We start from the raw sequence: 14638 nt of genomic DNA on the forward strand, positions 1-14638 counted from the left end.
GAAGTGGTGGGTGATGACGGGATCGAACCGCCGACATTCTGCTTGTAAGGCAGACGCTCTCCCAGCTGAGCTAATCACCCGTTTGCATCTCCGAGGCCGCGAAATTTACGCAGGTACCGAACCTAAGTCAATAGCAGGATTGAAGTTTTTTCAAAACAGCTGCAAGAGGCAAGCTTCAAGCCACAAGCGGAAGCCGTCACGCGTGCAGCCGGCATAACACTGTCGAGCTTTAACTTGCAGCTTGAAGCTTGAAACTGCTTTTCACTGCTCGTATATCATCTTCTTGGTCATGCCGCCATCGACTACAAATTCCTGGCCCGTAACAAAACCGGCATTCTTCGACAGCAACCACGCCACCATCGCCGCGACATCTTCGACCGTCCCTACCCTGCCCGCCGGATGCTGGGCATGATCGGCATCCGTCAGTGGCTCGGCACGCCGCACAGAAGGGTCTCGCGCATCGATCCAGCCAGGGCTGACCGCATTCACACGTATTTCCGGCCCAAGGCTGATCGCCAATGCGTGAGTCAGCGCTAATAAGCCGCCCTTGCTGGCCGCGTAAGCCTCTGTGTCAGGCTCCGACTGCCCGGCACGGGTCGAGGCCAGGTTGACGATTGCACCGCTGTGCGCGCGCAGGTACGGCGCACAGTGCTTGGCCAATAGCATCGGCCCACTGAGGTTCACCGCCAACACGCGGTTCCAGTAGGCCAGATCGAGGCTTTCCAGCGTAATGTTGTGCGGATCGGCCACCGCCGCGTTGCACACCAGCGCATCCAGGCGCCCGAACTGGCCCAGCACCTCGGCAACACCCAACGCCACCTGCCCTTCATTCGAGACATCCATGGCGATAAACCAGGCATTGTCGCCCAGCACCTTCGCCACTTTCGAACCGCGCACCCGATCCAGATCGCTCAGCACTACCTGCCAGCCTTCGCTGATCAACCAGGCCGCAATCCCCAACCCAATGCCGCGCGCCGCACCGGTGACCAGTGCAACACGACCATTGGCCCCGGCTGTCGGCGTGGGCAACTCAATCACAAGGCCGCCAACCCGCGCGCCAGGTCGGCTTGCAGGTCAGCCACGTCTTCCAGGCCGACCGCAATGCGGATCAGGCTGTCACGAATGCCCGCCGCTTCACGCTCTTGCGGCGCCAGACGGCCGTGGGAGGTGGTGCTCGGGTGGGTGATGGTGGTCTTGGTATCGCCGAGGTTGGCCGTGATCGATATCAGGCGCGTCGCATCGATAAAGCGCCAGGCGCCCTCTTTGCCGCCCTTGACCTCGAAACTGACCACAGCTCCGAAACCTTTCTGCTGACGTTGAGCCAGTTCGTGCTGTGGATGGCTTTTCAGGCCGGCATAATGGACCTTCTCGATGCCGTCCTGCTGCTCCAGCCACTCAGCCAGTTGCTGGGCATTGGCGCAATGTGCCTTCATCCGCAGGTTCAGGGTTTCGAGGCCCTTGAGGAAAATCCAGGCGTTGAACGGGCTGAGGGTTGGCCCGGCGGTGCGCAGGAAACCGACCACTTCTTTCATTTGCTCGCTGCGACCGGCCACGACGCCGCCCATGCAACGACCCTGACCGTCGATGAACTTGGTTGCCGAGTGCACGACAATGTCCGCACCCATTGTCAGCGGCTGTTGCAATGCCGGGGTGCAGAAGCAGTTGTCGACCACCAGCATCGCGCCTTTGGCGTGAGCGATTTTTGCCAGCGCGGCGATGTCCACCAGCTCCGCCAGCGGGTTCGATGGCGACTCGACAAAAAGCAATTTGGTGTTGGATTTGATCGCCGCGTCCCAACCGGACAAGTCCGCCAGAGGTACGTAATCGACTTCGATGCCGAAGCGCTTGAAGTACTTTTCGAACAGGCTGATGGTCGAACCGAACACGCTGCGAGAAACCAACACATGGTCCCCGGCGCTGCACAGGCTCATCACCACCGCCATGATCGCGGCCATGCCGGTGGCAGTGGCTACGGCTTGCTCGGCACTTTCCAGGGCGGCAATACGCTCTTCGAACGCACGCACGGTCGGGTTGGTGTAGCGCGAGTAGACGTTGCCCGGCACTTCACCGGCAAAGCGTGCCGCCGCGTCGGCAGCGGTACGGAAGACGTAGCTGGAGGTGAAGAACATCGGATCACCGTGTTCGCCTTCYGGCGTGCGGTGCTGACCGGCGCGTACGGCCAGGGTATCGAACGCTACGCCCTCAAGGTCGCTGTCCAGCCGACCGGCATCCCAATCCTGACTCATGCTTTCACTCCTTGCCTTGCTTCTTGATATAGAGAGTCTTTAGTAGATACAAAACCGGCCCCTCAGGGCCGGTAGAAACTCAGTTGTTGTACAGATCGATGATCGCACTGACTGCCTGCGTCTTGACCTTGGAGGCATCGTTACGTGCCTGCTCGATCTTGTTCAGGTATGCCTCGTCGACGTCGCCGGTGACGTATTGGCCATCGAACACCGCGCAATCGAACTTGTCGATCTTGATCTTGCCGCCACCGACCGCTTCGATCAAGTCAGGCAAGTCCTGATAGATCAACCAGTCAGCGCCGATCAGGTCAGCCACGTCCTGGGTCGAACGGTTGTGGGCGATCAGCTCATGGGCGCTCGGCATGTCGATGCCGTAGACGTTCGGGTAGCGAACGGCCGGTGCGGCAGAGCAGAAGTAGACGTTTTTGGCGCCGGCTTCGCGAGCCATCTGGATGATCTGCTTGCAGGTCGTACCGCGAACGATCGAGTCGTCCACCAGCATGACGTTCTTGCCACGGAATTCCAGCTCGATCGCGTTGAGCTTCTGGCGTACGGATTTTTTCCGTGCAGCCTGGCCCGGCATGATGAAGGTCCGGCCAATGTAACGGTTCTTCACGAAGCCTTCGCGGAACTTGACGCCCAAGTGGTTTGCCAGCTCCAGGGCCGCCGTGCGGCTGGTGTCCGGGATCGGGATGACCACGTCGATGTCGTGATCAGGACGTTCGCGCAGGATCTTCTCGGCGAGTTTCTCGCCCATGCGCAGACGGGCCTTGTACACCGAAACACCGTCAATGATCGAGTCCGGACGCGCCAGGTAGACGTGTTCGAAGATGCACGGGGTCAGGGACGGGTTGGTCGCGCACTGACGGGTGTGCAGCTTGCCGTCCTCAGTGATGTAGACCGCTTCGCCTGGTGCCAGGTCGCGAATCAGGGTGAAACCGAGCACGTCCAGGGAAACGCTTTCGGAGGCGATCATGTACTCGACGCCTTCGTCGGTGTGACGCTGACCGAAGACAATCGGGCGGATGCCGTGCGGGTCCCGGAAACCAACGATGCCGTAACCGGTCACCATCGCCACGACTGCGTAGCCACCGACGCAACGGTTGTGTACGTCAGTTACAGCAGCGAAAACGTCTTCTTCGGTTGGCTGCAACTTGCCGCGCTGGGCCAGCTCGTGAGCGAACACGTTCAGCAGGACTTCCGAGTCGGAATTGGTGTTGACGTGGCGCAGGTCAGATTCGTAAATCTCCTTGGCCAGTTGTTCAACGTTGGTCAGGTTACCGTTGTGCGCCAAGGTGATGCCGTACGGCGAGTTGACGTAAAACGGTTGAGCTTCGGCCGAGGTCGAGCTGCCCGCGGTCGGGTAACGCACATGGCCAATACCCATGTGACCGACGAGGCGCTGCATGTGACGCTGATGGAACACGTCACGCACCAGTCCGTTGTCCTTGCGCAGGAATAACCGGCCATCATGGCTGGTCACGATACCTGCAGCGTCCTGGCCGCGGTGCTGGAGGACGGTTAGCGCGTCATACAGCGCCTGATTGACGTTCGACTTACCGACGATACCGACGATGCCACACATGCGACGCAACCCCTACTTAATGGATCTGAACTGAACAACACTCACTGAGGCGTTTTGGCCATCGGCAAGAGTTGATCCTTGAACGGTATCTCAGCGGGTACGCTGATACCGCTGGCAAGCCACTGACTGCTCCACCCGAGAATCAGGTTTTTGGACCAGTCTGCGACCAATAGAAATTTTGGCACGAGCTGCGACTCTTTCCACCACCCGTCCTGCTGTACCGGCCCCAGGCTCAACAGCCCGACCGCCACGACCACCAGCAGCACGCCACGTGCGGCGCCGAAGGCCATGCCGAGGAATCGATCGGTCCCGGAGAGCCCGGTAACGCGAACCAATTCGCCGATAAGATAATTGATCATTGCGCCTACGATTAACGTGGCGACAAACATGATGGCACAGCCCGTGATCACACGAGCCGACGGCGTTTGGATATATCCGGCGAGGTACTCGGACAATGAACCACCGAACATCCAGGCAACGGCTCCTGCAATGATCCAGGTCACCAGCGACAACGCTTCTTTGACGAAGCCGCGGCTCAGACTGATCAATGCGGAGATGGCGACGATTGCAACGATCGCCCAGTCAACCCAGGTAAATGGCACAGTGCAGCCTACAGACGGATAAGGCGGCGCATTTTAGCAGAGCCCATGCTGATCGGTAAGCGGCGATTGTCAGTGCATTTCAAATCGGGGCGATAGTTTTTAACCGCGCTCAGGCTGGAAACGCACGACAAAACCCTTGAGGTTATGTTGGCGGCTCAACAAGTCGCGCAGACGATCGGCTTCGGCACGCTCGATCAACGGCCCGACGAACACTCGATTCTTGCCATCGGCCGAGCGGATGTAGGCGTTATAGCCTTGGCTGCGCAGGGTTTTCTGCAGGCTTTCCGCGCTTTGGCGATTCGACAGGCTGGCCACTTGAATCGACCAGCTGATCGACAGGCCATTGGCATCGATGCGACTTTGCGTGGTATCCGGCTTGGCCGGTGCGGCCCCGATGGGCTGCGCGGGTGGCGTCGTAGACTTGGCAACTGGCGCAGGTGCCGGAGCGACCGGTTTGGCGACAGGCGCCGGAGCCACAGGTATTGCCGGGGCAATGGGCGTCGACGGCGCTTCCTGCTGAGCGATTTCATCATCACTCGGCACAGGCTCTTGAGGCAACGCCTGCGGCTCAGGCACCGCTACTGGCTCGACCTGCACTTGCGGCAGCTCCGGTGCGTGCGGCATCGCCGGTGCATCGACCGTCACCTGACGCTGCTCATCCTGACGGGAAAACAGCATGGGCAGGAAAATCACCGCCAGCGCCACCAGCACCAGCGCGCCGACCATGCGTTGTTTGTAGGCCTTATCCAGCAATGCCATTTGCCGCTTCCTCCGTGGAGCGCCGGGCCAACCATTCAAGAGCCTCGGCGACACAATAAAATGATCCGAACAACAGTATCTCGTCGTCGCTCGTCGCCAGCGCGCTCTGCCCTTCCAGGGCTGCCGCCACGCTGTCATAGGACGTTACCGACGCGCCAAGGTTCTGCAACGCAGCCTGCAAATCGGCAACCGGGCGCGCACGCGGCGAGTCCAGCGGCGCGACCGCCCAATGCTGGACACTAGCACTCAATTCACCGACAACACCATCCAGATCCTTGTCCGCCAGCAAACCGAACACTGCCAGACGCTTGCCGATCGGCGGTTGACTGGCCAAGCGGCGAGCCAGGTACTCGGCGGCGTGCGGGTTATGCCCCACATCCAGCAACAGGTTCAGGCGCTTGCCCTGCCAGTCGAACTGCCGGCGGTCGAGACGCCCGACCACCCGCGTCATTTTCAGCGCATCAATAATCTGTGTGTCCACCCACGGCAAGCCGAGCAGCAGATAAGCCTGCAGGGCCAATGCGGCGTTTTCCATCGGCAGATCGAGCAACGGCAGATCGTGCAACTCGACCGCTCGCCCTTGAGCGTCGAGCCCGCGCCATTGCCAGTTGTGATCCGTCACGCCGAGGTCGAAATCGCGGCCACGCAGGAAAAACGGGCAAGCCAGCTGGCGCGCCTTGTCCAGCAGCGGTTGTGGAGGATTCAGATCACCACAGAGCGCAGGCGCGCCCTGACGGAAGATGCCGGCCTTCTCGAAGGCCACAGATTCACGGGTATCACCCAGATAATCCGCATGGTCGACGCCGATGCTGGTGACCAGCGCCATGTCGGCATCCACCACATTGACCGTATCCAGACGCCCACCCAGACCGACTTCAAGCACCACGGCATCGAGACCGGCCTGTTGAAACAGCCAGAACGCTGCCAGGGTGCCCATTTCGAAATACGTCAGGGACGTGTCGCCACGACCAGCCTCGACTGCAGCAAACGCTTCGCACAGTTCGGCATCCGTGGCTTCGACGCCGTTGACCTGCACCCGCTCGTTGTAACGCAACAGGTGCGGAGAATTGTAGACACCAACGCTCAGGCCCTGCGCCCGCAGCAACGAGGCCACGAATGCGCAGGTCGAACCCTTGCCGTTGGTGCCGGTGACCGTAATCACCCTGGGCGCCGGCTTGCCCAGCCCCATGCGGGACGCTACCTGTTGCGAACGTTCCAGGCCCATGTCGATGGCCGAAGGGTGCAACTGCTCAAGGTAGGCGAGCCACTCGCCAAGGGTGCGCTCAGTCATACGTTCGCAGGTACCGGCGGAACCACGATTGGCTCGATTGGCGCAGCGACGAATTGCGGCGTCGGCAGACCCATCATTTGCGCCAGCAGGTTGCCCAGACGCGGACGCAGCTCCTGACGGTGAATGATCATGTCGATGGCGCCGTGCTCCAGCAGGAATTCGCTGCGCTGGAAGCCTTCCGGCAGCTTTTCACGCACGGTTTGTTCGATCACGCGTGGACCGGCAAAGCCGATCAGCGCTTTCGGCTCACCGACGATGACGTCACCGAGCATCGCCAGGCTGGCGGAAACACCGCCGTAGACCGGGTCGGTCAGTACGGAGATGAACGGAATGCCTTCTTCACGCAGACGCGCCAGTACCGCCGAGGTCTTGGCCATTTGCATCAGGGAGATAAGGGCTTCCTGCATCCGCGCGCCACCGGAAGCGGCAAAGCAGATCATCGGGCATTTCTTTTCCAGGGCATAGTTGGCGGCGCGAACAAAACGCTCACCAACGATGGCGCCCATCGAACCACCCATGAAGGAGAATTCGAACGCAGATACCACAACCGGCATGCCCAGCAAGGTGCCGCTCATGGAGATCAGCGCATCTTTTTCGCCAGTCTGCTTCTGGGCAGCGGTCAGGCGATCCTTGTACTTCTTGCCGTCACGGAATTTCAGACGGTCAACCGGCTCCAGGTCCGCGCCCAGTTCGGCACGGCCTTCAGCGTCGAGGAAGATATCAATGCGGGCGCGGGCGCCGATGCGCATGTGGTGGTTGCACTTGGGGCAAACATCCAGGGTCTTTTCCAGCTCCGGACGGTACAGCACAGCCTCGCAAGACGGGCATTTGTGCCACAGACCTTCAGGCACCGAGCTCTTCTTGACCTCGGAACGCATGATCGAAGGGATCAGTTTGTCTACTAACCAGTTGCTCATGCTTTCTTTCTCCAGTACCGGCGGCCCGAACGCTCTGGTTCGCAGCCCCGCGTATGCCCTTGAGCTAAATTCATTTGTGTGGCGATGATCGTTCGGGTGGCCGGGTCAGTGAAAGCGACCTGCGTACAACCCGTAAATCCTCAGCCATGCCTGCTTTGTGCAGGTGCACCTCTTTTGTACACAGCAGTGGACGGCGGCAGTCTGCCAGCCGTCACATCATCGGCTGGTTCAAAAAATCGCAGCCTCGTTTCACTCGACAGCTCCCACAACCGCCTTGATGAATGCCTGAATCTTTGCGTGATCCTTGATGCCCCTGCTCGCCTCTACCCCACCGCTGACGTCCACGGCGTAAGGCCGGACCCGGGCAATCGCCCCGGCGACATTATCGGGGGTCAAACCGCCCGCCAGAATGATCGGCTTGCTCAAGCCTTGCGGTATCAGAGACCAGTCGAACGCCTCACCGGTTCCACCGGGTAAGCCTTCGACATAGGCGTCCAACAGGATACCGCTGGCGCTGGGGAACGCATCGCAGGCTGCCGCGATGTCGTCACCTGCCTTGACCCGTAGCGCCTTGATGTACGGCCGATGCCAGCCTTCGCACTCGGCAGCCGTTTCGTCGCCATGGAACTGCAACAGGTCCAGCGGCACGGCATCGAGCAGCTCGCCCAACTCGCAACGACTGGCATTGACGAACAAACCCACGGTGGTGACGAACGGCGGCAGCGCCTTGATAATCTCGCGCGCCTGCTGAAACGTCACGGCCCGGGGGCTTTTGGCGTAGAACACAAACCCGATGGCATCGGCCCCGGCCTCGACCGCCGCCAACGCATCTTCTATGCGGGTGATCCCGCAAATCTTGCTGCGAACGGCAGACATGTCGATAAATCCTCTGGGCAAATCCGGGGAAGTCCCGGATGGTAACAAATGCGTTCGAGGGCGTCAGCCGTCAAGTTCTGTGAAACCGGTCAGGAAGTGTGGACCAATGTAACGCTCGGGCAATTGGAACTCATCACGGTACTCGACCTGCACCAGATACAGGCCGAACGGATGCGCCGTCACCCCGCCGGAACGGCGAATGCGGCTTTTCAACACCTCCTTCATCCACTCCACCGGGCGCTCGCCGGTACCGATGGTCATCAGCACGCCCGCAATGTTGCGCACCATGTGGTGCAGGAACGCACTGGCACGGATGTCCAGCACGATCATCTTGCCGTGACGCGTAACCCGCAAATGATGCAGTTCCTTGATCGGCGACTTGGCCTGGCACTGCCCGGCGCGGAACGCACTGAAATCATGCGTACCCACCAGGTACTGCGCCGCTTCAGCCATGCGCTCGACGTCCAGCGGGCGGTGATTCCAGGTGATTTCTTCATTGAGGTGCGCCGGACGGATCTGATCGTTGTAGATCACATAGCGGTAGCGCCGTGCGATGGCTTTGAACCGCGCGTGAAAATGCGCCGGCATCACCTTGGCCCAGCTGACGCTGACGTCATGCGGCAAATTGATGTTGGCACCCATGACCCAGGCCTTCATCGAACGTTCGACCTGCGTGTCGAAATGCACCACCTGACCGCACGCATGCACCCCAGCGTCCGTTCGTCCGGCGCACAGCAGCGACACCGGTGAATCGGCGACTTTGGACAAGGCTTTCTCAAGGGTTTCCTGCACCGTGAGCACGCCGGAGGCCTGGCGTTGCCAGCCACGATAGCGCGAGCCTTTGTATTCAACGCCCAATGCGATCCGGAAAAAGCCATCGGCCGCCATTTCGGCAGCCGGATTATCTATATTTGCCAAGGGGTGACAGCCTGCTGATGTGCGCAAAGGCGGGCATTATAAGGCCGCTTGAGCGGGACGCCAGAGGCGTGTGTCTTTTGTTCATTGGCCTCCCACCCTGAAATGCATACCCCCTGTGTGAGTGAGCCTGCTCGCGATAGCAATAGACCGAACACCCTCAACTCACCGCGAAAACAAAAACGGCAGCCTCAATGGGCTGCCGTTATGTTTACTGCTGATTGATCACTCAAGCCAGATGCGAAAGCATTTCCTTGGCTTCGATCCTCTGCCCGGCATCCCCCTCGGTCAGTACCTCATTGAGGATGTCCCGTGCGCCATCTTTGTCGCCCATTTCGATGTAGGCCTGGGCCAGATCGAGCTTGGTAGCGACTTCATCCGTACCGGAGAGGAAGTCGAAGTCCGGCTCATCAGCTGCCGATGCCATAGCGTCTTCTGCGGTAAAGCTCGGCTCGCCAATGCTCTGGGACAGACGCTCCAGCTCGGCGTTGACGTCACCCAACTCAGATTCAAAGGCGTCCGGAATATCAGCGATGCGAGGCTCGGCCGGAGTCACGTCTATTTCATCAGCCAGTGACAGGTCAAAATCGGCAGGCAGATCCAGATCGTCCTGCGGCACTTCAGGCACGACAGGCAAATCCTTCACACCCTCGCCCAGTTCCAGCAAGAAGTCGTCTTCAGCAAGGATGCCCGGCGACGCCTCTGCGCCCAGATCCATGTCCAGATCGAAGTCCGACAGGTCGTCGAGGTTTTCCTTGATGTCAGTTTGCTGCTGCAACACCGATTCAAAGCTCAAATCGTCATCCAGCGGGAACTCGTCCAGCTCGGTCGACGTGTCTGCTTCTGGCGCAACCACGGCCGGGGAAGCAGCTTCCAGGTCGTCCAGGCTCAAGTCGAAAGCGCTGTCGAAGTCGTCATCGACAGGTGCCGGGGCTTGCGGCTCGTCCAGCAGCAGGTCTTTGACGTATTGAGCGTCCAGTTCTGCGGCGATGGCCGCTGCGGCCAGACCACTTGCGGCGACCACAGCCATGGCCGGGAAGCGTGCCTTGAGTTTTTCGACCTGGGCGAAGTTATCGCCGTTGGCGACCAGCTGGCGCTCCTGGCCAACGAATGCATCACGATCGCCCTGCTGACCGTAAACCTCCATCAGCTTCAAACGCAGCTCACTGCGTTGCGGTTCTTGCTTGATGCCGTCCTCCAGCAACGCGGCAGCCTGGTTCAGGCGACCGGCAGTGATATGCGACTGTGCTTTGCTCAGCACATCGTCATCAGGCTCGGCGGCAGGCGACACCAACGGTGCGGCTATTGGTGCAGTGACTACAACCGGCGCAATCACTGGTGCGGGTGCAGGAGCAGGAGCAGGAGCAGGGATTGGCGCAGTGGCGAGTTTTACGCTCGGAGGCAGAACTTCCAGCCCGTCRAAACTGCTATCCGACAGGTCGCTGTCAAAGGACAAGTCCTGCCCTTCTGACAAGGCACGGGCCATGCGCAGGTGTTTCTCGGCTTCTTGCTGAGCTTTGCGGCGACGCGCCAGCAACAGCAGCAGGAGCGCCAGAACCACCGCACCACCACCGATCAGCCCCAACAGGACAGGGTTGGCCAGCAGCTCGTTGAATTTCTGGTCACCGGAGACAACCGGTGCCGGCTCGGTTGTCGGTTCGGCAGGCACGGAAGCGGCTTCTGGCGCAGGTGCTGCCGGCGCTACGTCAGCCGGCGCCGTCGCAGGGTCGGTTGCCAACTCAGCCGACATGGCCGGAGCGGCCGTTGCAGCAGGTGCACTCGCCGCACCTTCGGCCTGCAACTTGGCCAGTTGATTGTTCTTCAGCTCGATCAGGCGTTGCAGCTTATCCACCTGACTTTGCAGATCAGTCATGCGGCTTTTCAGTTCAGCGTTGTCGCGACGCGTCGTGTCGAGGCTTTCCTGGGTCACGGCCAGCTTGTTGCTCAGGTTCTTGGCATCGCCCGCAGCGCCTTTACCACCCGCCTTGCCGGTTTCGGCCGAGACCAGGCTCAGTTTGTCGTTGGCGTCTTGTGCAGCACCGGCGTCAGCGTTACCACGTTTGGTGGCATCAAGTTGTTGCTGGCCGGTGCCGGGTTTCGCCACATAACGACGACCCTGGCGCCACGCGGTGTTCTGCGCGGCCACTTCAGCGATTGCCTTGGGGTGTGGCAGGCTGGTGGCTTGCGCCTGATCCGGCAGGCGCAGCACCTGACCGGTTTTCAGGCGGTTGATGTTGCCGTCGATAAAGGCATCCGGGTTGAGCGCCTGGATCGCCAGCATGGTTTGCTGAACCGAGCCACCGTTGCGCGCCTTCGCGGCGATTTCCCACAGGGTGTCGCGCGGCGAGGTGGTGTGTTGAGTCGGTTGGGTGGCGCCGGTCACGGGGGCCGTGACGGTCTGAGTCGGCGCGGGCTGCGCAGCCGCTTCAGCGGTCTGCGGCGAGAATTTGGACGGATCGAGCAGCACACTGTAATCGCGTAGCAGGCGACCGTTAGGCCACATCACCTGAACCAGGAATTTCACCATCGGTTCGGACAGTGGCTTGCTGGAAGTCACACGCAGGATGCTTTTACCACTGGCGTTGAGCACCGGTGTGAAGGTCAGGTCATTGAGAAATGCCTGGCGGTCGACACCGGCCTTGGCGAAGTCTTCGGGCGAGGCCAGGCTCGGCACCACTTCAGCAACCGTAAGGTCCTTGACGTCCAGCAGCTCGATTTCCGCTACCAAGGGTTGGTTCAGCGTCGACTTCAGGGTCAATTCCCCGAGCCCGAGGGCATGTGCCATGCCGGAGGACAGCGCAGAGGCGGCCGCAATTGCTAACACCAGTTTGCGAACTTGAACCATAGCCTCATCCTTTGTTTGAACATTCCTCGGCCAGCGAGAAGGTCTTGAGAGTCGCTGCCGTAAGGCATTGCGCGCGGCGTCGACGTGTCATCGCGCGCGATCGTATCTTGCATGCTCCGCAAAGCCTCGCAAGGTGGCTTTCCTTCAGCACCGCGGCGAAGCATAGCGCCCGGCTAGAATCATTCTGCAAATTGCTGCCAAGTATCTTTTACAGCAGGTCTTTTATCAACAATTCAGCCACCTGCACAGCATTCAGCGCGGCGCCTTTGCGTACGTTATCTGACGTCAGCCACACATTAAGTTCCGACAGGTCGTCGATACCGCTGCGAACCCGACCGACGTACACCACGTCCTGCCCCACCGCATCACCCACTGCGGTCGGATAATCGCCGGCCTCGACCAGTTCGATACCGGGCGCATCTTCCAGCGCCGCGTTGACTTTCGCCAGGTCGACAGGACTCGCTGACTGCAAGGTCACACTAAAGCTATCGCCAAAAAATACCGGGGCTTGAATGCAAGTAACGGAAATCTTTAATGACGGCAGCGCCAACACCTGCCGCAACTCGCGCACCAGGCGTTTTTCCAGCAGCGTATGGCCTTGCTCGTCCGGTTTGCCGACCTGAGCCAGCAGGTTGAAGGCCATTTGCCGATCGAAGAACGTCGGCTCCAGCGGACGCACATTCAGCAGCTCGGYGGTTTGCCGGGCCAGCTCCGTCACCGCTTCGCGCCCTTGGGCAGAGACCGCCAGACTGGCGGTCACGTTGACCCGCTGCAGGTCGATCACGCCAAGCAACGGCGCCAGCACCACGGCCAGGGTGGTGGCCGACGGGCTCGGACTGCTGACCTGGAAGGGTTTTTTCAAGCCTGCCAACACTTCGGCATTGGCTTCCGGCACCACTTGCGGCGCCTGATCGGCCGGCAAAGCGCCAGACAGATCGATCAACGAGCAACCGGCAGCGCTGGCGCGCGAGGCGAAACTGAGAGTGACCGCCGGGCCGGCCGCGAAGAACACCAATTGGACTTTACTGAAATCGAATTCATCGACTTCCCGCACCCGCACATTCTTGCCGCGAAAAGGCACCGAGTGCCCGGCCGATTCGCTGCTCGCCAGCAAGTGCAGATTTGCGACCGGGAAGTCGCGYTCTTCAAGAATCTGCACCAGCGTTTCGCCGACAGTACCGGTGGCGCCGATCACGGCAATATCAAAGGACTGGCTCATGGTTCTACCTCAGGCGAAACGGGGGGAGCGGCACTTTACCGGGTGGGTGGCGTGCAGGCAATTCGCACCTCCCCTGATCATTCCCACGCTCCGCGTGGGAATGCATCCCCTGACGCTCTGCGTCACATAAAGAACCGGGACGCGGAGCCTCCCAGGCGGCATTCCCACGCAGAGCGTGGGAACGATCGGAGGAATAAAAAAACCCGTACCTCTTTCAAGGCACGGGTTCTTTTATTGCTTCAATCGATCAACGCTCAAGCAGAATCCGCAGCATGCGACGCAGCGGTTCGGCTGCGCCCCACAGCAGTTGGTCGCCGACGGTGAAGGCACCGACGAATTGCGAACCCATGTTCAGCTTGCGCAGACGGCCAACCGGCACGTTCAGGGTGCCGGTGACCTTGGTCGGGCTCAGCTCCTGCATGCTGATGTCGCGGTTGTTCGGCACCAGCTTGACCCAAGGGTTGTGCTGGCTGATCAGCCCTTCGATGTCGGCGATCGGCACGTCTTTGTTCAGTTTGATGGTCAGCGCCTGGCTGTGGCAGCGCATGGCGCCGATGCGCACGCAGATGCCGTCGACCGGGATCGGGCTCTTGAAGCGACCGAGGATTTTGTTGGTCTCGGCCTGGGCCTTCCACTCTTCGCGGCTCTGACCGTTCGGCAGTTCCTTGTCGATCCACGGGATCAGGCTGCCGGCCAGCGGTACGCCGAAGTTTTCGGTCGGGTACGCTTCGCTGCGCATGGCTTCGGCCACACGACGGTCGATGTCGAGGATGGCGCTGGCCGGGTCAGCCAGTTGATCGGCGACAGCAGCGTGGGTCGCACCCATTTGCTTGATCAGTTCACGCATGTTCTGCGCGCCGGCACCGGAGGCCGCCTGATAGGTCATGGCGCTCATCCACTCCACCAGACCGGCTTCAAACAGACCGCCCAGGCCCATCAGCATCAGGCTGACGGTGCAGTTGCCGCCGATGTAGTTCTTGGTGCCCGCATCCAGCTGCTGGTCGATAACCTTGCGGTTGACCGGGTCCAGGACGATGACTGCATCATCCTGCATGCGCAGGCTGGAAGCGGCGTCGATCCAGTAACCCTGCCAGCCGGCTTCACGCAGCTTGGGGAATACTTCGCTGGTGTAGTCGCCACCTTGGCAGGTCAGAATCACGTCGAGGGTTTTCAGCTCTTCAATGCTGTAAGCGTCCTTGAGCGGAGCAATGTCCTTGCCCACGGACGGGCCTTGGCCACCGACATTGGAAGTGGTGAAAAACACCGGCTCAATAAGATCGAAATCCTGCTCTTCCAGCATCCGCTGCATGAGCACGGAACCGACCATACCGCGCCAACCGATCAGACCTACACGTTTCATCGCAACTACACCTTCTTAAAAAA

12 protein-coding genes and 1 tRNA gene are annotated in these 14638 nt (G+C 60.4%); all 13 read right to left on the minus strand.

Annotated features, from left to right (window positions below):
* Positions 1-4: 4 nt before the first annotated feature.
* A tRNA-Val gene (locus AC1DSG_RS04125) sits at positions 5-80 on the minus strand.
* Positions 81-261: 181 nt separating this feature from the next.
* The gene (locus tag AC1DSG_RS04130) at positions 262-1038 is read right to left on the minus strand and encodes an SDR family oxidoreductase (RefSeq protein WP_477789716.1); all 777 of its coding nucleotides are present in this window, start codon (positions 1036-1038) and stop codon (positions 262-264) included.
* Positions 1035-2246, minus strand: a complete 1212-nt coding sequence (locus AC1DSG_RS04135; protein WP_477789717.1) for an O-succinylhomoserine sulfhydrylase — start codon at positions 2244-2246, stop codon at positions 1035-1037. Before AC1DSG_RS04135 ends, AC1DSG_RS04130 begins: the two co-directional genes overlap by 4 nt.
* Before the next feature lie 79 nt (positions 2247-2325).
* Positions 2326-3831, minus strand: a complete 1506-nt coding sequence (purF, locus tag AC1DSG_RS04140) for an amidophosphoribosyltransferase (RefSeq protein WP_007935163.1) — start codon at positions 3829-3831, stop codon at positions 2326-2328.
* A 41-nt stretch (positions 3832-3872) separates the two neighbouring features.
* A complete protein-coding gene (locus AC1DSG_RS04145; protein ID WP_027921580.1) occupies positions 3873-4433 on the minus strand; it encodes a CvpA family protein in 561 nt (186 codons plus the stop codon).
* Between the two features lie 99 nt (positions 4434-4532).
* Complete coding sequence (locus AC1DSG_RS04150; protein ID WP_477789718.1) at positions 4533-5192, minus strand: SPOR domain-containing protein; 660 nt, start codon at positions 5190-5192, stop codon at positions 4533-4535.
* Positions 5176-6483: a bifunctional tetrahydrofolate synthase/dihydrofolate synthase gene (gene folC / locus AC1DSG_RS04155; protein WP_477789719.1), complete on the minus strand. Its 1308-nt coding sequence runs from the start codon at positions 6481-6483 to the stop codon at positions 5176-5178. Before folC ends, AC1DSG_RS04150 begins: the two co-directional genes overlap by 17 nt.
* Positions 6480-7400 carry an acetyl-CoA carboxylase, carboxyltransferase subunit beta gene (gene accD / locus AC1DSG_RS04160; RefSeq protein ID WP_477789720.1) on the minus strand — a complete coding sequence of 307 codons (921 nt, stop codon included), beginning with the start codon at positions 7398-7400 and terminating at the stop codon, positions 6480-6482. The genes folC and accD overlap by 4 nt, the downstream gene beginning before the upstream one ends.
* 249 nt (positions 7401-7649) lie before the next feature.
* Entirely contained in the window at positions 7650-8276 is a 627-nt protein-coding gene (locus AC1DSG_RS04165; RefSeq protein ID WP_477789721.1) for a phosphoribosylanthranilate isomerase, read from the minus strand.
* Between the two features lie 63 nt (positions 8277-8339).
* A complete protein-coding gene (gene truA, locus AC1DSG_RS04170; RefSeq protein WP_477789734.1) occupies positions 8340-9164 on the minus strand; it encodes a tRNA pseudouridine(38-40) synthase TruA in 825 nt (274 codons plus the stop codon).
* A gap of 256 nt (positions 9165-9420) precedes the next feature.
* Complete coding sequence (locus AC1DSG_RS04175) at positions 9421-12036, minus strand: motility hub landmark protein FimV (RefSeq protein ID WP_477789722.1); 2616 nt, start codon at positions 12034-12036, stop codon at positions 9421-9423.
* A 208-nt stretch (positions 12037-12244) separates the two neighbouring features.
* Entirely contained in the window at positions 12245-13255 is a 1011-nt protein-coding gene (locus AC1DSG_RS04180) for an aspartate-semialdehyde dehydrogenase (RefSeq protein ID WP_477789723.1), read from the minus strand.
* Positions 13256-13502: 247 nt separating this feature from the next.
* Entirely contained in the window at positions 13503-14615 is a 1113-nt protein-coding gene (gene asd / locus AC1DSG_RS04185; RefSeq protein WP_007944112.1) for an aspartate-semialdehyde dehydrogenase, read from the minus strand.
* Between the last annotated feature and the right edge of the window lie 23 nt (positions 14616-14638).

Source organism: Pseudomonas sp. P5_A12 (assembly GCF_056400685.1).